The following is a 19,671-nucleotide window of genomic DNA, read 5'->3' as shown; positions in this document are numbered from 1 at the left end:
CCGCGCCGTCCCCGGGCTGGCCGGGCTGCCCCGGGCCGCGTGGCACCGGGTGCGGACCGACGCCTTCGGCGCCGAGCCCCGGGGCGAGCGACTGGCCCGGATCCGCCGCTCCCCGCAGTTCGCCGACGGCGCCTTCCGCAACCCGGTACCGACCCGCCGCCTGGTGTACGAGCGCAGCCCGCTGGAGATCACCCGCGCCCAGCTGACCGGGGACAAGGCCCGACGGGCCCCGGCCGCCGCCGTACCCGTGCACCGGCTGCTCCCGGGCGACCTGGCCACGCCGCCGGACTCCGGACTGCGGCTGACCTGGCTGGGTCACGCCACCGTGCTCGCCGAGATCGACGGACGGCGCGTCCTGCTCGACCCGGTCTGGGGCGAGCGCTGCTCCCCGTTCGGCTGGACCGGCCCCAAGCGGCTGCACCCGGTGCCGCTGCCGCTGTCCGAACTCGGGCCGGTGGACGTGGTCGTGGTCTCCCACGACCACTACGACCACCTGGACATGGCCACCATCCGGGCACTGGCCGGGACGGCGGCCGTGTTCGCCGTGCCGCTCGGGGTCGGGGCGCACCTGGAGCACTGGGGCGTGCCGCCCGAACGGATCGTCGAGCTGGACTGGTGGGAGTCCGCCGAGGTCGCCGGACTGACCCTGACCGCCACGCCGGCCCGGCACTACTGCAGCCGCGGCCCGCGCACCAGCAGCCTGTTCCTGTGGGCCTCCTGGGTGGTGGCCGGCGACAGTCACCGGATCTTCCACAGCGGGGACACCGGCTACTTCCCGGGCTTCGCCGAGATCGGCCGCCGGCTCGGCCCGTTCGACGCGACGATGGTGCAGGTCGGCGCGTACAGCGACTTCTGGCCCGAGGTGCACATGACGCCCGAGGAGGGTGTCCGGGCGCACCTGGACCTCGGCGGCGAGCTGCTGCTGCCGATCCACTGGTGCACCTTCAACCTGGCGCTGCACCCGTGGGAGGAGCCGGCCGAGCGGGTGGTCACCTCCGCCCAGGTGCTCGGGGCACGCCTCGCGATGCCCCGGCCCGGCAAGCCCTTCGAGCCCGCCGACCCGCCCGCCCTGCGCCTCTGGTGGCGCGCCGTCACCGCCCCGCGCGGCGTCGAACCGCCGACCGAGGAGCGGGCGGCCGCAGCGGGGGCTGAGGCAGAGGCTGCCGCCCCCGCGTCGGCGGCGTCGGCCGCGTCGGCCACGGAGACGGCCGAGCCGCGCGAGCAGGTGACGGAGTTCAGCTGACAACTTTCAGCGAACAGATTTCAACATCTGTTCGCTGAAAGTTGTCTTCTGAAACCTGTTCGCTGCCGGCTGCCGGCTGCCGACCGTGAGCCGCCCTCACCCTCACCCCGCGAGGACGTCCCGCGGTACCCCGCGAAGAAGCGCCGGTTGGCGGCGGCGCCGAGCGGGGTGGCGCCGCCGGAGGTGGCCAGGTCGAGGCGCCGGCCGTCGGCGCCGTCCAGGACGGCCGACGGACGCAGATAGGCGTACGCGTGTGCGGATTGCGTCATGGCGAACACGCTAGGTGAGGGGTGTGGCAGTCCGGCGGGGCACGACCGGACTGGAACGTGTTCTACACCGCCTTCGGGGTCGGCCGAGTTATCCAGGTCACACCACGGCACGGTTGGCTTCTGCCACTATGACCTCGTGACCGACCTGACCGCACCGCCCGTCCCGGCCGCCCCGGACACCCGACCGACCTCCCCGTTCGCCGAGCTGCTGGAGCTGGAGCAGCTGGACGAGAACACGTTCCGGGGCTACTGCCACGCCGGTGCCCCGATGCGCGCCTTCGGCGGCCACGTCGCCGCACAGGCGATCGTCAGCGCCGGGCGCACCTGCGAGGACCGCCGCCCGGTGCACTCGCTGCACGGCTACTTCCTGCTGCCGGGCACCCCGACCCGCCCGATCGACTACGTGGTCGAGCGGGTGCGCGAGGGCGTCTCGTACACCACCCGCCGGGTGACGGCGGTGCAGAAGCGGAACGAGATCTTCTCGCTCACCGTCTCCCTCAAGCACCCCGAACCGGGCGCCGACCGCCACCGCGAGATGCCGCCGCTGCCCGGCCCCGAGTCGCTGCCGGACGCCGTCGCCAACGCGCCCGAGGAGGTCCGCCGGACGGTCGCCCTCACCGGCGGCTTCCGCGACCTCGACGTCCGCTTCGTCCCGCCGGGCGCTCCCGGGGTGCCGCCGTCCGTCCCCGGGCTGCTCCAGCACTTCGTCTGGATGCGCACCGCCTCCCGGCTGCCGGACGGCGACCCGCTGCTGCACGCCGGCGCGCTGGCCTACCTGTCGGACCTCACCCTGGCCTCGACCGCCGGGCTGGACGAGCAGCCGAACTTCTTCCAGCGCACCGAGCCGCCGACACTGCTGATGGCCTCGCTGGACCACGCGATGTGGTTCCACCGCCCGTTCCGGGCCGACGAGTGGCTGCTGTTCGCCCAGCGCAGCCCGTCCTCCTCGGACGGCCGCGGACTGGCGATCGGCGAGTTCTACGACCGGGACGGCCGGCTGGTCGCCTCGGCCGTCCAGGAGGCGCTGATCCGCCGGCAGGACTAGGGAGCCAACGCCGCCCCGCAGGCGAGGGTTTGAAGACGGGCCCTGGCCCTGCCGCACCCGGGTGGCCCCCGGGCGAACGGAAGGGGGCCGGTCGGCGTCATACTCCTGAGCGGCCCCGGCCCGTATCATGGTGCGGGTGACCAAGGTTGACCTGTCACCACGGCCGGTGGAGGCGATGTCTCCGCGTCAGCTCGAACGCCGCGAAAGCCTGATCGCGGCCGCGCTCGCCCTGGTGAACGAGATCGGCGTCGAGCGGCTGCAGATGAAGCAGGTCTGCGAGCGGTCCGGAGTCGCCCTGGGGACGGCGTACCGCTACTTCTCGTCCAAGGACCACCTCCTGGCGGCGGCGATCGCCGAGTGGCACCGCCTGCTGCTGGCCGACCTGGTGGCCGAGCTGCGCGGGCCACGGGCCGGGCTGGGGGACACCGACCGGGCGGTCCGGTTCGTCCGGGGCGGGATGCGGGCCTACCAGCGGCAGCCCGAACTCGCCCGGCTACGGGTGGCCGTCGCCGCCTCCACCGATCCGTTCGCCAGCGAGGCGCTGCAGGGCATGGCCCGGGCCGACAGCACCGCTCTACAGGCGGTGACGGCCGACGTGCCGGCCGCGTCCAGCGACCTGGTGCGGCACATCGTCGCCCACGCCTGGCAGGGCGAGCTGACCGCCTGGGTGACCGGCCGCACCACCCTCGGGGACGCCCGGCGGCGGCTGGAGGACGTGGTGCGGCTGGTGCTGACCCCGTACGAGACGCAGTACCCGGCCCCGTACGAGGTCCAGTCCACCGGCTGATTCCCGCCCGGCCCGGGCCGGACCGCCGACCGACCCTCAGGCGGGTCGGGTCGGCGCTCCGAGCCCGGGGGCGGGCACGGGTACGAGCGCGGGTACGGGCGCGGATACGGGCGCGGCCGGACCGCGCGGTCAGACCACCGTCACGGGGTGGGCCACCACCGCGCCGAACAGGTAGCCCTCCCGGTTGAGGACCGCCCGCTCGGGCTGGCCGTTGCCCCGGCGGTCCGTCGCGCGGGCGCGCAGCTCGTACCGGCCGGGCCGCCCGGGGCGCCAGTCGAAGCTCCAGCGCGTCCAGTCGTCAGCGCGCGACCCGCCGTGCAGCACGGCGCGCCGCCAGGTCCGGCCGCCGTCGGTGCTCACCTCGACCCGGCGCACCGCCGCCGTGCCGGACCACGAGCGCCCGTGCAAGCGGTGGACGCGACCGGCCTCCAGCACCGCGCCCCGGGCCAGTTCGAACGCGCTCCGGACCACCTGCGCGGTGAGCGGCGCGCCGCCGCCCGGCGGGTGGTCGGGGCCGAACATCCGGTAGAAGTCGGTGTTCCACGGCGAGTGGAGCGGGTGGTCGGCGACCTCGATGCTGCCGACCCACTTGATCGAGGCGATGCCCACCCAGCCGGGCACCACCAGCCGCAGCGGCGCACCGTGGTCGGGGGTCAGCGGCTCGTCGTTCATCTCGTACGCGAGCAGCGCGTCCTCCAGCGCCTTGGCGATCGGCAGCGGGCGGCGCACCGGGCCGTGGTCGACGCCGTCGACGACGTAGTGCGCGTCCAGGCCCGTCGGCAGCACGTCGACCGCCTCGCCGGTCAGTCCGGCCGCCCGCAGCACCTCGGCCAGCCGGACGCCCCGCCAGAGCGCCGAGCCGATCGCACCGAGCGTCCACGGGGTGCCCGGGGCGCGTCGGCCCTGCTGGCGGCGGAAGTAGTCTCGGCCGTTCCCGGCGCACTCGATCACCGCACTGATCCGGGTCGCGGGCAGCGCCCGCAGCGCCGCCAGGTCGAACTCCACGGGCCGTTCGGCCGTCGGGGCGCCGCGCAGACCGCTGCCGAACAGCCGCAGCCGCCAGGTGCCGGCGTCGATCAGCGGGGTGCCGGTGTGGTTGCGGACGAAGAACCGCTCCACCGGCACGTGCCGGCCGACGGTCGGCCGGCCCTCGGCGTCGCGCAGCGCCTCCCAGCGCATCTCGGCGTTGGTGCCGTGCGGGACGAACCACTCGGCGGGCAGCGGCTTGACGATCCCCGACGTGGCGTCACCGGGCGCATCGCCCGACACGGCATCGCCAGGCGTCGCATCACCGAGCGTGGCATCGCCCGACACGGCATCACCGGGCGTGGCGTCAAAGGACGGAACGCTGCCGGACGTGGCACCGCCGGACGCGGCGTTTCCGGACATGGGGCCTGGCACCTCCTCGGCGACCACCCGGCCCGGGGCAACACCGGTGCGGCCGACGCGGGCACGGTGGGCGCCCCGGCGGCGGAGAGCGTTCGTACGGTGCCCGAACCGCGCTCCGTGCTCCCAGCGTAGGCGTTCCTGCGCGGTACGTGACCACGGCGGGGGCGGCCGGCCCGCTTCCGGCCCGCTTCCGGCGCGCCCCCGCGTCCGGCGCGCCTCCCGGCGTACCGCGCGCCCCGGGCGTACGGCGCGCTCCCCGGGCACCGGTCCGGTGCCCGCGCTTGACCTTCCCACCGGTGTGAACACCTACGGTCCTCGCTGTCGGAGGAATCCACCGCCCACCAAGGAGCGCCGTCATGCCGTCCACCCCCGCCCCGCTCGCCCGGATCGTCCAGGGCTCCGGCCCCGGCCTGCTGCTCGCGCACGGCGCCGGCGGCAGCGCCCGCGACAACTGGGGCCCGCTGCTGCCCGACCTGGCCGTCCACCGCACCGTCGTCGCCCCCGACTACCCCGGCTCCGGCGACAGCCCGTTCGAACCCGGCGGCCCCACCCTGGACGAGTTGGCCGAGCGGCTGGTCGCGACCGCCGACGCGGAGGGCCTGGACACCTTCGACCTGGCGGGCTACTCGCTCGGCGCCGCCGTCGCCGTCCGGATCGCCACCCGCCACCCCGGGCGGGTCCGTTCGCTGCTGCTGCTCGCCGGCGTGGCCGGCGGCTCGGCCCGGATGCGGCTGCTCTCCGAGCTGATCGTCGACCTCGGCGAGCGACCCGACGACCTCGCCCGCCTGGTGCTCACCGTCGTGCTCGGCGGGACCTGGGTGGACGCCCTGCCCGCCGAACAGCTCGCCGGGCTGCTGGAGGCACTCAAGTCCCCGCTGTCGGACGGCTTCCGCCAGCAGTTCCGGCTCGCCGCCGAGGCCGACGTGCGGGCGGAGCTGGGCGCGGTCGCCGTGCCGACCCTGGTCGTCGGCACCGCCGAGGACATGCTCGTCCCCCCGTCCCAGCACCGTCTGCTGGCCGAGGGCATCCCCGGCGCGCGCTACGTCCGACTCTCCAGCGGGCACCTGCCGGTGGTCGAGGCGCTGCCCGAACTGCGCGGCGTGGTAATGGAGTTCATCAAGGGCCTGGACGAGGGCTGACCGAGCGGGCCGGTCCGCGAGAGCCGGGCCGCGAGAGCCCGTCCGCGAGAGCCCGTCCGCGAGGGCCGGGCAGGCGGGAACACCCCGGCCGACCGCGACGTTCGCCCGATCATGCGCATCGGAGAACTCGCCAGCCTGACCGGGGTGTCCACCCGGCTGCTCCGCTACTACGAGGAGCAGGGCCTGCTCCGGCCCGCCCGCACGACGGCCGGCTACCGCGAGTACGGCGAGGAGGACACCGTACGGGTGTGGCAGATCCGCAGCCTGCTGGCGGCAGGACTGACCACCCGGGTCATCGGCGAACTGCTGCCCTGCGCCACCGGCCCGGTCCCGGTCCTGGAGGCCTGTCCGGACCTGCTCGCCACGCTGCGCGGCGAGCTCGCCGAACTCGACGCCCGGATCGACGACCTCACCGGCAACCGCGTCGCCCTCTCCCACTACATCGCCACCGCGCACGGCACTGACGCGGAACACGCAGCCTGACGGGACACCCCTCCGCCGTCCCGGCCGGCCTCCGGGAAGTCGCCGCCCGGGTCGCCGCCCGGGTCGGCGTCCGAGTCACCGCCCGGGTCGCCGTCGGCGATCGATCGACACGGCGCTGACCAGGGCGTACGCCCCGCTCGGGAGGGGTGGGGCGTACGCGGCCAACCGACGCCCAACCCCCGTCCGGACTTCACCCGCGCGTACCGACCGTTCACGCCGCAATGGCAACCTCCGGGTCATGAACGCCAGCCCTCAGGCGCCCTACCAGGAACCGCGCTTCCCGCTCCCGCAGCGGCACCGTCGTCTGCTCGCCTGCACCGCCGTCCTCGCCTCCATCGCCCTCGGCGCCCTCGGCGTCGGCGCCACCGTGGAAACCGTCGAACACGGCTCCCTCGTCAGCGCCACCGCCACCGCCGGCAAGTAACCGCACCCCGGCTCCCAGCACCGCCGCCCGCAGTCCGGGCGCGGTGCTTCCGTCTTCCCGGCCCCCGTCCTCCCGGCCGCGTGACGAATCCACCGTCCACGGCAGCCGTCCGCCGGCACCGTGCCATGCTGGGCCGAAACGTTCCGGTCGGGGGAGGACAGATGGTCGAGGACGGACACCGGGGCAGTGGCAGCCCGACGGATGCCGGGCGAGCACCGCACGCAGGCTTCGACGTGGCCCGGCGGGGCTACGACCGGGCCCAGGTCGACGAGTACTTCGCACTGCCGGCGCAGCGGCGCCCCGACCGCCCGCAGTTCGACCTGGTCCGCCGCGGCTACGACCGGCGCCAGGTCGACGAAGCCATCACGCTCGCCCGCGCAGGCGGCCCCCTGCCGCCCACCCCGTAGCCGGGCCACGTAGCCGGGCCACGTAGCCGGGCCCCGGAACCGGACGGAAGCGTCGGTCGCACCGGGCCGGCAGCCACCGGCCCCTGCTCGGCACCGTGCTGACCGCTACCGCCCTGCTCGTCCGGGCCGCCGGACGGATGAAGGGCGCCGGGCGGGCGCTACGCGCGCTGTCCGGCGCGGGGGCCCGGGGGCGACGGGATGAACGGGGCCGGGCGGGAGTGGCGGCCGGTGCCGGGGGTGGGCTGGAGGTCCGGGGCGGGGGCGAAGCGGGCGGCGTGGGGGCGTAGGTGCCAGGTCGGCGGGCGCTTGGGCTGCGGGGTCGGGGTGATCAGGCCGAGCCGGTGGAGGAGGTCCAGGGCGTCGCGACGCAGGGCCGTGCGGTCGGAGAGGTAGCGGGCCGGGAGGCCGTACTCGTCGGTGATGTCGCCGAGGACGCCGTCTATCAGCGCGTCGGCGATCGGCACGTCGCCCTCGCTGGTCTCCGCGGGCAGCGGGCGGACCTCCTCGACCAGGCGCTCGACCAGCAGCAGGGTGGCCTGGGCGAGGGTGCCGGCGCCGGGGAGGGCGAGGTCGGTGAGTTCGGCGGCCGGGTCGAGCAGGGCGACGCCCTCGGCGCGGAGTTCGGTCTCCAGGCCGAGGAAGTCGGCGAGCGCGGCGGGACCGCTGAGCCGGTGCTCGTGCAGCCAGGTGCGGCAGTCCTCGGGGAGGTCGGCGGCGAGGACGGCGGGCGTCTCTGCGAGGAGGCGGCGGACGGCGGTGGCGGGTTCGGCCTCGGCGGCGCGGCGGACGAGGTCGGCGGCGTCGGCGGCCAGGGCGGGCGGGCCGACCGGGACGGCGCGGGCGAGTTCGCGGTCCACGGTCAGGACGAAGGTGTCGGCGGAAGGGCCGGCAGGGGCATCTGCGGCGGGGTCGGTCGGCAGCTCGCCGAGCACCTGCCATCCGGCCAGCGCGGCCAGCGCCATGTCGAGGTCGGCCGGGTCGGCGGTCAGGCCGGGGGCGGCGGCCCGCATCGCGTCGAGCAGCCTCCGGTACTCCAGCTGCTCGGGGGCGTCGACCAACAGGGCCAGGGCGAGCGCGAGTTGGGCGTAGCCGCCGGGGGTGAACGGCGCGCCGGTGACGGGGTGTTCGAGGCGGCGGGCGGCGCCGAGGCCGAGGCCGGCCTTGCACAGCCGGGCGTGCCAGGGGCCGACGTCGAGGCGGTAACCGAGCAGCGTGTCGAAGCGCTCGGCCAACCAGTCGCGGTGACGGCGGATCAGCGGGAAGCCGTCGGCGTGCGGACCGGAGGCGGTGACCAGCGGGTGCGCCAGCAACAGCCGGGCGGCGATCCGGCGTTCGGCGGCGGGGAGCTCCTCGCCGGAACGATCCTGCGCGACCACGAGCGGAGGCGGGCCCGCACTCGCGGCTTCCTCCGGCATCAGCGGGATGCGCTCGGGCTTGCGGTGCCTGCCGGGCCTGCCCGGCTTGGCGCCTGACCGGACGACGGGCAGCTCGGCGGAGTCGCGCCGGGCGCGGCGCAGTCCGCCGTCGCCGCGGGCCTCACGGGAGCGCGCGGACGCGAAGCCGTAGGCGGTGGGGCCGTGCCACCAGCTGACGTCGGGGTCGGCGGGCTCGGCCGGCGCGCCGAGGTGGCGGGCGGGGTAGAGACCGAAGGAGGCGGTGCAGAGGTCGTCGGCGGCGGCGGGGGTCGCGGCCGCGAACCAGTGGGCCAGCCGCAGCAGCCCCGGGTCGGGCGAGAGGGCGACATCCTGGGCAGCACCGTGGGCGCCACCGGCGGCCTGTGCGTCGTCGGCACCGTCCGCGGCGCCGGTCCCGGGTTCAACATCAGCGGTGTCGGAGGCGCCGGCGGCATCGAGGGCGTCGGCCGCACCGGCCCGCGCGGCTTCGCGTACGGCGAGGACGGCGGCGGCGGTCCCCCGACCTGCCCCGCCCGTACGTCCGTTCGGCCGACCGGCCGCCACCCGGGTGGCACCGACCGCGTACTCCTGCTGATCCATGTCGGAGTCCAGAGTAGACGGTGCCCGGGTCACCCGGTGGCAGCAACCGCCCTCCTGAGGAAGTCTCCGCAAGAGCCCTGGAATCGGCCGCTGCCCCTCCGCTCCGCGGCCCACCGCCCCCCGGCCGCGCCGTCACCCGCCCGACGCCGCCCGGGTTACGCACCGGTAACCTACCCTTCCGGCCCCCGTTCGGCTCCCTTAGGGTCGGTACGGATCCGCCACCACCGGCACGGATCCGCCACCGCCCGAGCCCCGGAGGCCACGCCGGCATGAGCGAGCCCCGCGAGCGATTCACCAAGAGGTGCACATGAGCATTCGTACGACCACCCGTGCCGTCCTCGGTGCACGCCTGCGGTCGGCCGGCGGCCTGCTGGGCGGATTCGCAGCCACCTCGGCGGCGCACCTCGGCTCGATCCTGTCCGGCGCGTCGGTGCTGCAGAACGCCACCAAGCCGGCACTGATGCCGCTGCTGGCGGCCCACAGCGTGGCGGCGGCCAGGACCGCCGAGCGGGAGGCGCCGAAGCTGCTGGCACCGGCGCTGCTGCTGAGCGCGGGCGGGGACGTGCTGCTCCAGCTGAAGAACGACCCCGCGTTCCTGGCCGGCATGGGTTCCTTCGCCGCCGCGCACGTCTGCTACGTGACGATGTTCGTCCAGCGCGGGGCGCTCACCGACCGCCGGCGTGCCCTCGTCGTCGCGGCCGCGTACGCGACGGCCTGGGTGGCGCTGGTCGGTCGGCTCTGGCCGGACCTCGGGGACCTGCGGGTCCCGGTGGCCGGCTACAGCCTGCTGCTGACCTCGACGGCCGTCACCTCGGCCGGACTGAGCTGGCGGACCGGACTGGGCGGGGCGCTGTTCCTGCTCTCCGACACGCTGATCGCCACCAAGCTGGCGAAGTGGCGGGAGCTGCCGGGGCATCAGTTCTGGATCATGGCCACCTATGTGCTGGCCCAGTACCTGCTGGCCGGCGGCCTGCTCGCGCACGAGGAGGGACGCGCCCAGGAGGACGGCACCACCGAGTGGAGCGGGCTCGCCCGGCGGACCGGAGTCGCGCCGCTGGAGCCCCGGACCGTCTGAGCCGTTCGACCCGCCCGAACTGCGACCCGTCCGAACTGCGGACCCGGCGGACCCGGCGGACCGCCCGACACCGCACCGCACCGCCGGTCCCGTCAGGGTCCGGCGGTGCGGTGCGGCACAGGGGTATCGGGGACGCCATCAGGCACCGCGCCTCCGGAGCAGCCAGAAGCCGCCGACGCCTCCCGCGACCAGGGCGAGGCCACCGGCCAGCTCCGCCGGGTTCTCCGCGACCGAGCCGCCGAGGCCGGTCTGCACGGCGCCGTGCGGGGCGACCTGCTGGCTGCCGGCGCCGGACTGCCCGAGCGAGCCGGCCCACTCCCCCGCCGCCTTGCCCCAGTCGCCGAGGCTCTTGTCGGGGGTGGCGGGGGTGGCGGGGGTGACGGTGGCGACGGTCACCGTGGTCGAGAAGGCGCCGCCGTCCGGGCAGATGCCGTCGACCTTGCTGTCCCCGGACTGCTGGGAGGCCAACCGGGCGGAGCCGGTGTGCTTGCCGTCCGGGCCGAGGGTGAGGGTCGCCGGGCCGCCCTCGAAGGCGGCGGAGTGGGCGGTGATGGTCTTGGCGTCGGGCTTGTCCGACTTCTCGCAGGAGACCGTGACCGTCACGGTCTGGCCCGGTGCGGCCTGGGACGGGCTGACCGAGGCCGAGCCGTCCCTGGCGGAAGCGAGGGGGGCCGTCAGGCCGGTCAGCGCCGTCGCGCCGATCAGGGCGGCGGCGGCCGTACGCATGGGGCGCATGCCGGAACCTCCGGGATTCTCGGGCGCAGCCGGGGACTCCCATGTCCACGTGGTCGATCAACCGCACCCGGTCATTCACCGACGGTAGGCACCCGCCCCGCACTCAGCCAGCGCTCAGGACCGTTCGGGTTACCGCGCCGCTACCGGAGGTCACCGGCCGGGCGGCCCCGCTGCCCCGGCGATCGGGGTGCTCACAGGTCGAGGTCCACCACGACCGGCGCGTGGTCCGAGGTGCCCTTGCCCTTGCGGGCCTCGCGGTCGACGTAGCTGTCGGTGACGGCGTCGGCGAAGGCCTTGTTGGCGTACGTGAGGTCGATCCGCATGCCGCGGTTCTTGGGGAAGGCCAGCTGGCGGTAGTCCCAGTAGGTGTACGGACGGTCGTACTTCAGCGGGCGCGGCACGACGTCGTGCAGGCCGATCTCGCCGAGGGCCTCCAGGGCGGCGCGCTCGACCGGGGTGACGTGGGTGAGGCCCTCGAAGGCGGCGACGTCGAAGACGTCCTCGTCGGACGGGGCGATGTTGAAGTCCCCGAGGACGGCGAACGGACGGGCGCCGGCGGCGTCCTCGACGGAGGCCTTGCGCAGCGCCTCCAGCCACTCCAGCTTGTAGTGGTAGTGCGCGTGGCCGACCTCGCGGCCGTTGGGCACGTAGACCGACCAGACCCGGACCGGGCCGCAGGTGGCGGCGACGGCGCGCGGCTCGACGTCGGGCAGCAGGGCGCCGTCGGCGAGGTAGCCGGGCTGGCCGGGGAGGTCACGCACGACGTCCTCCAGGCCGAGCCGGGAGACGATGGCGACGCCGTTCCACCGGCCGGTGCCGTGCGCGGCGGTCTCGTAGCCGAGCTCGCGGACCTCGTCGTACGGGAAGGCGTCGGCCGCGCACTTGAGCTCCTGGAGGCAGAGCACGTCGGGCTTGGCGCTCTCCAGCCACTCCAGGAGCTTGGGCAGCCGCGCGGTGACGGAGTTGATGTTCCAGGTGGCGATGCGGACGGTCACGGCGGGCGGCCTTCCCGGTGGTTCGGTGCGGACGGGGTGCTGACGAGGTGCTGACGGGGTGCTGACGGGGTGCTGCTGACGGGGCGGGCCTGCCCTCGTGAGGGAGGCCCACCCCGAACATACCGTCCGGCACTGACAATCCGGACGGCCCCGGCGCGCGGCCGCCGGCCGGGTCAGCGTGCGGGCCGGACCACCGCGGCCGAGCCGCCGCCGCGCCGCACCGGTTCGGCGGCGGCCACCCAGCGCCCGTCCGGCAGCCGTTCCACGCCCGTGGCGGCGCCGATCTCCGCCACGCCGGCGAAGGCGTGCCCGAGCGCTTCCAGCCCGGCCCGCTCGGGCAGCGCCAGGAAGGCGGGCTCGGCCTGGGTCGCGGCGGTGTTGCGCTGGCTGGCGCGCGGCGCGGCGATCGCCTGCTCCAGGCTCAGGCCGCGGTCCAGCCGTCCGAGCAGCACCTGCAGGGTGGTGGTGATGATGGTCGCGCCGCCGGGGCTGCCGGTGGCGAGGAAGGGCTCGCCGTCGCGCAGCACGACGGTCGGCGACATCGACGAGCGCGGCCGCTTGCCCGGGCCCGGCAGGTTGGGGTCGGGGACGCCGGGGGCGAGCGGGGTGAAGTCGAAGTCGGTCAGCTCGTTGTTGAGCAGGAAGCCGCGGCCGGGGACGGTGATGCCGCTACCGCCGGTCTGCTCGATGGTGAGCGTGTAGGAGACGACGTTGCCCCAGCGGTCGGCGACCGTCAGATGGGTCGTGTTGGGGCCCTCGTACGGTTCGGCCACGGCCTGGCCGGTGTCGGCGCAGTCGGCCGGGTGGCGCGGGTCGCCGGGGGCGAGCGGGCTGGTCAGCGCGTGGTCGGGGCTGATCAGGCAGGCCCGGGAAGCGGCGTAGCGCTCGGACAGCAGTTGCCTGGTGGGGACGTCGACGGAGGCCGGGTCGCCGACCCACCGGTTGCGGTCGGCGAAGGCGATCCGGGAGGCCTCCAGGAAGTGGTGGTAGTACTGCGTGCCGCTGTACGCGGAGACGTCGCCGCCGTCCTCCAGGATGTTCAGCGCCTCGCCGACGGTGGTGCCGCCGGAGCTGGACGGGGCCATCGAGTAGACGTCGTAGGCACCGTGGGCGACGTGGGTGGGGGCCTGGTCGCGGACCCGGTAGGCGGCGAGGTCGGCGACGTCCACCTTGCCGGGGCGGGCGTTGCGGCCGGAGGCCGGGTCGACCGGCGGGTGCTGCAGGGTGTTGACGACGTCCTCGGCCAACTTCCCCTGGTAGAAGGCCTTCACGCCGTCCTTGGCGAGCAGCCGGTAGGTGGCGGCGAGGTCCGGGTTGCGCAGGACGCTGCCGACCTCGGGGGGCTTTCCGCCGGGCAGGTAGAGCGCGGCGGTGGCCGGGAAGTCCTTGAACCTGGCCTGGTTGTCGGCGGTCTGGCCGCGGAAGGTCTCGTCCACGACGAAGCCGTTGTCGGCGATCCGCTCGGCGGGTTCGAGGGCCCGGGCGAGCGAGCGGGTGCCCCACTGGCGGAGCGCGGCGTCCCAGGTGGCCGGGGTGCCGGGGACACCGACGGAGAGGCCGCTGGTGACGGCGTCGGCGAAGGGCAGCGGCTTGCCGTCCTCCAGGAACAGCCCGGTGTCGGCGGTGCGGCCGGCGGTCTCCCGGCCGTCGATGGTGTGCACCCGGCCGGTGGCGTGGTCGTAGTAGACGAAGTACCCGCCGCCGCCGATGCCGGAGGAGTACGGCTCGGTGACCCCGAGGGCGGCCGCGGCGGCGACCGCCGCGTCCACGGCGTTGCCGCCGTTGCGCAGCACCTCGATCCCGGCGGCGGTGGCGTCGGCGTCGACGGTGGCCACCGCTCCCCCCCAGCCGACCGCCTCGGGCACCTTCGGCGGCGGGGCCGCGGCCCCGGCCGGCAGCGCGGTGGACCAGACCAGTGCGGTGGTGAGCAGCAGTGGTGGTGCCAGACGGGTCAGAGCCCTCATCCGAGTCCTCCTGAGTCGACGTCAACTCAGTTGTTCCACAGGAGGGATGATCCGACAACCACACGGTGCCGCTACCGGCGGGTAGTTGACGAGACGGAAGCACGGCCGACAGAGTTCGGCGAACGAAGTTCAGCGAACAGATTTCATCATCTGTCCGCTGAACTCTGTCGCCCCGGGCAGCACCCGGCATCCCCCACCACCGCCCCGTATCCCCCACCACCACGGCGCACTACAGCGCGCTGCGCTCCACCCGCCGCCGCTTGATGGTGCGGAAGCGCCGGGCCACCTGCCGGGCGAGGTCGGCGGCGCCGACCAGGCCGGCCTCGTTGCCGAGGGCGGCGTGCACGATGGCCGCCTCCGGGCGGAAGCCGCGGCCGGTGAGGGTGCGGCGGAAGGTGTCGCGGGCCGGTCCGAGCAGCAGGTCGCCGGCCTCGGAGACGCCGCCGCCGATGACGAAGCGGCCCGGGTCCAGCCCGGCGGCCAGGTTGGCGATGCCGACGCCCAGCCAGGTGCCGACCTCGTACAGCAGCTCGATGGCGGTCGGGTCGCCGTCCTGCGCGGCCTCGGTGACCAGCGGGCCGGTGATGCCCTCGACCGTCCCGCCCGCCCGGGCCAGCAGCGGCTGCACCACCGGGGACTCCTCGGCGACCAGTTCGCGCGCGTCACGCACCAGCGCGTTGCCGGAGGAGTACTGCTCCCAGCAGCCGCGGTTGCCGCACGGGCAGCGGTGGCCGCCGGGCAGCACCTGCATGTGCCCGAACTCGCCCGCCAGCCCGTACTTGCCGCGGTCGACGTAGCCGTCCCGGACCACCGCGCCGCCGATGCCGGTGCCCAGGGTGAGCATCACCATGTGGTCCTCGCCGCGCCCGGCGCCGAAGCGCCACTCGGCCCAGGCTGCCGCGTTGGCGTCGTTCTCCACGATCACGGGGAACCGCAGTCGCTCGCTGAGCGCCTGCTGCAGCGGCTCGTTGCGCCAGTTGAGGTGCGGGGCGAACAGCACCCGGGAGCGGTCGGCGTCGACCCAGCCGGCCGCGCCGATGCCGACGGCGTGGACGTCGTGACGGTCGGAGAGCTGCAGCACCAGCTCGACGATGACGTCCTCGACCACCTTGGGGCTCTTGCTCTTGTCCGGCGTGTCGGTGCGCAGCTTCTCCAGCACCTTGCCCTCGCCGTCCACCACCCCGGCGACCACCTTGGTGCCGCCGATGTCGACGCCGATGGTGGGCAGTCGCAGTATCCCCGCGGGCAGGGCACGGCGGCGGCGCTCGGCGCGCGGACCGAGGCCGAGCAGGGTGGGCAGGACGGGCGGCCGGGTGCTGCCTTGAGGGCTGGTCACGGCTGCGGACGCTCCTCACGGGAGTCGGGGACGGAGGGACGGGCCAGCTCGTGCGAGAGCTCGGCGAGGTCGGAGCCGCCGGCCATCTCGGTGGTGAGCTGTTCCAGACTGATCTCGGCGCGCGGGTGGCTGCCCGCCATCCGGCCGCGCTTGAGCAGGGTGAAGTGGTCGCCGACCAAGTACGCGTGGTGCGGGTTGTGGGTGATCAGCACGACCCCGAGTCCGGCGTCGCGCGCCGCGGTGACGTACTTGAGCACCACTCCGGACTGCTTGACGCCGAGCGCGGCGGTGGGCTCGTCCAGGATCAGCACCTTGGCGCCGAAGTGCACGGCGCGGGCGATCGCCACGCACTGGCGCTGGCCGCCGGACAGGGTGCCGATCGGCCGGTCGACGTCGTGCAGGTCGATGCCCATCCTCGCGAGGGCCTCTCGGGTGGTGGCGCGCATGCCGTCGGCGTCCAGGCGCAGGCCGCCCCAGCGGCGCGTGCCCCGCTCGGAGCCGAGGAAGAAGTTGCGCCAGACCGGCATCAGCGGGACGACGGCGAGGTCCTGGTAGACGGTGGCGATGCCGCGGTCCAGGGCCTGGCGCGGGGAGTCGAAGGCGACCTCCTCGCCACCCACGGTGTAGCTGCCCTCGTCGTGCCGGTGCAGTCCCGAGATGATCTTGATCAGGGTGGACTTGCCGGCCCCGTTGTCGCCGAGCACGCAGCTGATCTCGCCGGTCCGCAGGGTCAGCGAGACGTCCTGCAGCGCCCGGACGGTGCCGTAGCTCTTGCCGACGCCGTCGAGGGAGAGCAGTTCGGTGCCCGCCGGTTCGGTGGTCGTCACGTGTTCGGTGCTCATCGCGGCCCCCGCTCGGCCCGGCGCTTGACGTAGGCGTTCAGCAGTGCGGCCAGCAGCAGCATCGCGCCGAGGAAGAACTTGAACCAGTCCGGGTTCCACTCCGCGTAGATGATCCCCTTGCTGGCCATGCCGAAGATCAGCGCACCGAGCGCGGAGCCGACCACCGAGCCGTAGCCGCCGGTGATCAGGCACCCGCCGATGACGGCCGCCACGATGTAGATCAGCTCGTTGCCGACGCCCTCGCCGGACTGCACCGTGTCGAAGGAGAACAGCAGGTGCTGGCCCAGCACCCAGGCGCAGAAGCCGACGCCCAGGTACAGCAGGGTCTTCGTCCGGGCGACCGGCACGCCGACCGCGCGGGCGGCGTCCGCGTCACCGCCGACGGCGAAGATCCAGTTGCCGAAGCGGGTGCGCAGCAGCACCCAGCTGCCGACCACCAGCAGGCCAAGCCACCACCACACGGTGGCCTTGACGGTCAGTCCGCCGATGGTGACCTCGGAGGCGAACAGCCAGCGGCAGGACTCGAAGCCCTCCATGTCGGCGATCGGTTTGGTCGAGACGGTGCCAGAGATCGCCTTGGTGACGCCCAGGTTGGCGCCGGTCAGCATCAGGAAGGTGCCGAGGGTGACGATGAAGCTGGGCAGCCTGGTGCGGCCGAGCATCCAGCCGTTGAACCAGCCGATCGCCAGCGTGGTCGCCAGCGAGACCACGACGCCGACCCAGGTCACCGCGGTGAACTGGTACGAGACCATCGAGGAGGTCAGAGCGGCGGTGGTGACCAGCACGCCGGCCGACAGGTCGAACTCGCCGCCGATCATCAGCAGCGAGACCGGCACCGCCATGATGCCGATGGTGGACGCCGCGTAGAGCACGGTGCCCAGCGAACCGAGCCGCAGGAAGGGCCCGGCGGCGACGGCGAAGACCGCGAACACCGCGACGGCGGCGATCAGCGAACCCAGCTCCGGGCGGGCGAGGAGCCGCCGCAGGGCCGCCGGACGGTCCTGGAGCAGGCCGTCCTGGGCGAGGAGGTCCGAGCTGCTCACCGGGTCCCCCTCGCGACGTACTCGGCGAGCGCGTCGGCGTTCTCCTTGGTGAGGATCTGCGGGCCGGTCTCGACCGGCTTGCCCCCGCCGAGCATGTCCAGGTTGGACTTGTAGAGCCAGAGCAGGTCGACGCCCTCGTAGCCCTGGAGGTAGGGCTGCTGGTCGACGGCGAAGCCGACGCTGCCGGACTTGAGCCCGGCCACCACCTGCTGTCCCAGGTCGAAGGTGTCCAGCTCCACGGGGCGGCGGGCGTCCTGGATGGCCTGCAGACCGGTGGCCGCCATCGGGCCGGAGAGGGTGAGCACGGTGTCGATGCTCGGGTCGGCCTGGAGCTTGGCGGAGACCGCGGCGCGGGCGTCGGGCATGTCGACGCCGTTCACGTAGAGCACCTGGAAGGACCCGCCGGCCTTGGACTGGGCGCCGGAGCAGCGCTGCTCCTGGCCGACGTTGCCCTGCTCGTGGATGACGCAGAGCACGTTCTTGCGCCCGCGCTTGGCCAGCTCGGCGCCGGCCGCCTGGCCGGCCGTGGACTCGTCCTGGCCGATGTGGGTGAGCGCGCCGAACTTCTGGGAGTACTCCTGGCCGGAGTTGATGGTGATGACGGGGATGCCGGCGGCCTTGGCCTTGGCGAGGACGTCGGCCATGGCGTCGCCCTTGGCGAGGGTGACCAGCAGGCCGTCGACCTTCTGGTCGATGGCGGCCTGGACGAGCTGGACCTGGTTCTGGGTCTGCGCGTCGTTGGAGTACAGGAAGGTGATGTTGTCCTTGGCGGCGGCCTGCTCGGCCCCCTTGCGCACGGTGTCCCAGAAGGCGTCGCCGGCCCCGGAGTGGGTCACCATGGCGACCTTCCAGCGCGGGGTGGTGACGGCGCTGCCGCCGGCGGCCGCGGCCTTGGCGCGGGCCTCCTCGGCGCGTCTGCCTCCGGTACTGCTGCAGCCGGCCGCCATGACCGCGAGGGCCAGGACGGCGCACACGGGCCAGAAGCGTCGGGACGGGCGAAAGCGGGTGATGCTCATCCCCATAGTCTCCCTGGCCCGGCCGTGCGCGATCGCACCGCCTCGCCCGGCGGCCGGAACGCCCTGGGAGGTAAGGTGCCCCGGGGGACCTTTCCTGGAAGTTCGCTGAACATCTGGTCCGGACGACCTTCGTCCGGATGACAGACTAGGCGCCGATCCGAACGGGGTTCATCACGCGAACGTGATGTTCCTCTCAGGTTCCGCACAGATTCGGACGGCAACCGATCCCCGGTTCTCCCCGTCTGATGACATTGACGTGCGTTCGGGCGACTGGGGCCCGGGCGGCGAGCGACCCGGATACGAGAACGCGATGGAACTGACAGGTACGCCATTCCTCATCCTCACCGTCATCCTTGTGCCGGTGTCCATCACAGTGGCGTTGCTGTTCTGGGGGAAGGTCGGCGGCCCGCAGCCGGTGAAGGCCCTCACCCGGATCGTCATGATCATGTTCTGCCAGGTCACGGCCGTGCTGATGGTCTTCGTGATGGTCAACAACGCCAACCTGATCTACGGGAGCTGGGACGACCTGCTCGGCACCGGCAACCACGTCCGCGCGGTGCCCCCGGTGCCGCCGGCGGACGCGGCCGGCGCGGGCGGGAGCGGTGACGCCGCCAAGGAACCGCCGAAGGTGAAGCAGAGCTTCGGCGGCGTGAACGACCCGGCGGTGCCCAACGACGTGCAGAAGACCACCCTCAAGGGCCAGGTCTCCGGCGTCGACGGCGAGGTGCTGGTCTGGCTGCCGCCGCAGTACAACGACCCGGCGTTCAAGGACAAGAAGTTCCCCGTGGTCGAGCTGATCCCCGGCTTCCCGGGCTCCTCGTCCACCTGGTACGGCACGCTCAAGGTCTCCGAGCAGCTCAAGCCGCTGATGCAGCAGGGCAAGGTCGCCCCGTTCATCCTGGTCTCGCCGCGCACCCTGCTGCTCGGCCAGAGCCAGGACGCCGGCTGCACCGACATCCCCGGCAAGATCAACGCCGACGCCTGGATCACCCGCGACGTCCCGCAGATGGTGCTGGACAACTTCCGCGCCGACCCGTCCGCGGACCGCTGGGCGATCGCCGGCTACTCGGCCGGTGCGCACTGCGCGGCCAAGCTGTCGCTGGCCCACCCCAACCGGTACCGCGCCGCCATCGCGATGTCCGGCTACAACGACCCGGCGACCGAGAAGGACTCGCTGGTCGGCAAGGACCCCAAGCTGCGCGAGGCCAACAACCCGGTCACCATCCTGAAGGCCGCCCAGCAGCCGCCGAAGGTCGCCATGCTGATCAGCGGCGCCAAGGGCGACGGCTACGAGGACGGCGAGGCGATCCGCGGCGCCGCCAAGGCCCCGACCACCGTCCAGGTCGAGGAGGGCACCGGCCCGCACACCACCGAGATGTGGAAGAAGATGGTCCCCGGCGCCTTCCAGTGGCTGACCTCGATCATCCCGGCCCAGTAGCGGCCGACCGCACGACCACCGGACGACCGGACCGCCCGGCGACCGCA

18 protein-coding genes are annotated in these 19,671 nt (G+C 74.1%); 9 read left to right on the top strand and 9 right to left on the bottom strand.

Annotation, left to right across the window (positions count from 1 at the left end; all coding sequences use genetic code 11):
- Nucleotides 1-16 precede the first annotated feature (16 nt).
- The 3 genes from ACIGG8_RS14210 to ACIGG8_RS14200 all read left to right on the top strand — a co-directional run bounded on the left by ACIGG8_RS14210 (nt 17) and on the right by ACIGG8_RS14200 (nt 3,344).
- Entirely contained in the window at nt 17-1,243 is a 1,227-nt protein-coding gene (locus ACIGG8_RS14210) for an MBL fold metallo-hydrolase (protein ID WP_396548016.1), read from the top strand.
- Nucleotides 1,244-1,648: 405 nt separating this feature from the next.
- Entirely contained in the window at nt 1,649-2,557 is a 909-nt protein-coding gene (locus tag ACIGG8_RS14205) for an acyl-CoA thioesterase (RefSeq protein WP_396547972.1), read from the top strand.
- 136 nt (nt 2,558-2,693) lie between these two features.
- On the top strand, nt 2,694-3,344 hold the full coding sequence (locus ACIGG8_RS14200; RefSeq protein ID WP_350525531.1) for a TetR/AcrR family transcriptional regulator: 651 nt from the start codon (nt 2,694-2,696) through the stop codon (nt 3,342-3,344).
- A 129-nt stretch (nt 3,345-3,473) separates the two neighbouring features.
- Here the strand turns inward: ACIGG8_RS14200 and ACIGG8_RS14195 are convergent, their stop codons facing one another.
- Nucleotides 3,474-4,733 carry a sulfite oxidase gene (locus tag ACIGG8_RS14195; RefSeq protein WP_396547971.1) on the bottom strand — a complete coding sequence of 420 codons (1,260 nt, stop codon included), beginning with the start codon at nt 4,731-4,733 and terminating at the stop codon, nt 3,474-3,476.
- A gap of 356 nt (nt 4,734-5,089) precedes the next feature.
- On the opposite strand from ACIGG8_RS14195, the gene ACIGG8_RS14190 reads away from it, so the two are divergent.
- From ACIGG8_RS14190 to ACIGG8_RS14175, 4 genes are all read left to right on the top strand, one after another.
- Nucleotides 5,090-5,872, top strand: coding sequence for an alpha/beta fold hydrolase (locus ACIGG8_RS14190; RefSeq protein ID WP_396547969.1), 783 nt, complete (start codon nt 5,090-5,092; stop codon nt 5,870-5,872).
- A gap of 111 nt (nt 5,873-5,983) precedes the next feature.
- Nucleotides 5,984-6,355 carry a MerR family transcriptional regulator gene (locus tag ACIGG8_RS14185; RefSeq protein WP_396547967.1) on the top strand — a complete coding sequence of 124 codons (372 nt, stop codon included), beginning with the start codon at nt 5,984-5,986 and terminating at the stop codon, nt 6,353-6,355.
- Between the two features lie 238 nt (nt 6,356-6,593).
- On the top strand, nt 6,594-6,779 hold the full coding sequence (locus ACIGG8_RS14180) for a hypothetical protein (protein WP_396547965.1): 186 nt from the start codon (nt 6,594-6,596) through the stop codon (nt 6,777-6,779).
- A 161-nt stretch (nt 6,780-6,940) separates the two neighbouring features.
- Nucleotides 6,941-7,186 (top strand): hypothetical protein, encoded by a 246-nt coding sequence (locus tag ACIGG8_RS14175; RefSeq protein WP_396547963.1) that lies wholly within the window; start codon nt 6,941-6,943, stop codon nt 7,184-7,186.
- A 158-nt stretch (nt 7,187-7,344) separates the two neighbouring features.
- On the opposite strand, the gene ACIGG8_RS14170 is transcribed toward ACIGG8_RS14175, so the two are convergent.
- Nucleotides 7,345-9,180, bottom strand: coding sequence for a DUF2398 family protein (locus ACIGG8_RS14170; RefSeq protein WP_396547961.1), 1,836 nt, complete (start codon nt 9,178-9,180; stop codon nt 7,345-7,347).
- 307 nt (nt 9,181-9,487) lie between these two features.
- Between ACIGG8_RS14170 and ACIGG8_RS14165 the strand changes: the two genes are divergently transcribed.
- On the top strand, nt 9,488-10,255 hold the full coding sequence (locus ACIGG8_RS14165) for a lysoplasmalogenase (protein ID WP_396547959.1): 768 nt from the start codon (nt 9,488-9,490) through the stop codon (nt 10,253-10,255).
- A 138-nt stretch (nt 10,256-10,393) separates the two neighbouring features.
- On the opposite strand, the gene ACIGG8_RS14160 is transcribed toward ACIGG8_RS14165, so the two are convergent.
- The 7 genes from ACIGG8_RS14160 to ACIGG8_RS14130 form a co-directional block, all read right to left on the bottom strand.
- Nucleotides 10,394-10,990, bottom strand: a complete 597-nt coding sequence (locus ACIGG8_RS14160; protein WP_396547958.1) for a hypothetical protein — start codon at nt 10,988-10,990, stop codon at nt 10,394-10,396.
- A 191-nt stretch (nt 10,991-11,181) separates the two neighbouring features.
- Complete coding sequence (locus ACIGG8_RS14155; protein WP_396547956.1) at nt 11,182-11,985, bottom strand: exodeoxyribonuclease III; 804 nt, start codon at nt 11,983-11,985, stop codon at nt 11,182-11,184.
- A gap of 173 nt (nt 11,986-12,158) precedes the next feature.
- The gene (gene ggt / locus ACIGG8_RS14150) at nt 12,159-13,949 is read right to left on the bottom strand and encodes a gamma-glutamyltransferase (RefSeq protein ID WP_396547954.1); all 1,791 of its coding nucleotides are present in this window, start codon (nt 13,947-13,949) and stop codon (nt 12,159-12,161) included.
- A 229-nt stretch (nt 13,950-14,178) separates the two neighbouring features.
- Complete coding sequence (locus ACIGG8_RS14145; RefSeq protein WP_350525520.1) at nt 14,179-15,285, bottom strand: ROK family glucokinase; 1,107 nt, start codon at nt 15,283-15,285, stop codon at nt 14,179-14,181.
- The gene (locus tag ACIGG8_RS14140; protein WP_396547952.1) at nt 15,282-16,127 is read right to left on the bottom strand and encodes an ATP-binding cassette domain-containing protein; all 846 of its coding nucleotides are present in this window, start codon (nt 16,125-16,127) and stop codon (nt 15,282-15,284) included. The genes ACIGG8_RS14145 and ACIGG8_RS14140 overlap by 4 nt, the downstream gene beginning before the upstream one ends.
- A complete protein-coding gene (locus tag ACIGG8_RS14135; RefSeq protein ID WP_396547950.1) occupies nt 16,124-17,170 on the bottom strand; it encodes an ABC transporter permease in 1,047 nt (348 codons plus the stop codon). Before ACIGG8_RS14135 ends, ACIGG8_RS14140 begins: the two co-directional genes overlap by 4 nt.
- Nucleotides 17,167-18,180 carry a sugar ABC transporter substrate-binding protein gene (locus ACIGG8_RS14130; RefSeq protein WP_396548015.1) on the bottom strand — a complete coding sequence of 338 codons (1,014 nt, stop codon included), beginning with the start codon at nt 18,178-18,180 and terminating at the stop codon, nt 17,167-17,169. Before ACIGG8_RS14130 ends, ACIGG8_RS14135 begins: the two co-directional genes overlap by 4 nt.
- A 367-nt stretch (nt 18,181-18,547) precedes the next feature.
- Here ACIGG8_RS14130 and ACIGG8_RS14125 point away from each other — a divergent pair, with 367 nt between their 5' ends.
- Nucleotides 18,548-19,624: an alpha/beta hydrolase-fold protein gene (locus tag ACIGG8_RS14125; protein ID WP_350525516.1), complete on the top strand. Its 1,077-nt coding sequence runs from the start codon at nt 18,548-18,550 to the stop codon at nt 19,622-19,624.
- The last annotated feature ends 47 nt before the right edge of the window (nt 19,625-19,671 follow it).

Origin of the sequence: Kitasatospora sp. NPDC085464, assembly GCF_044541955.1 — a bacterium.
Taxonomy (GTDB): Bacteria; Actinomycetota; Actinomycetes; order Streptomycetales; family Streptomycetaceae; genus Kitasatospora.
Note: the sequence above shows the minus strand (reverse complement) of the source record. Positions and strands in the feature narration are given on the sequence as shown.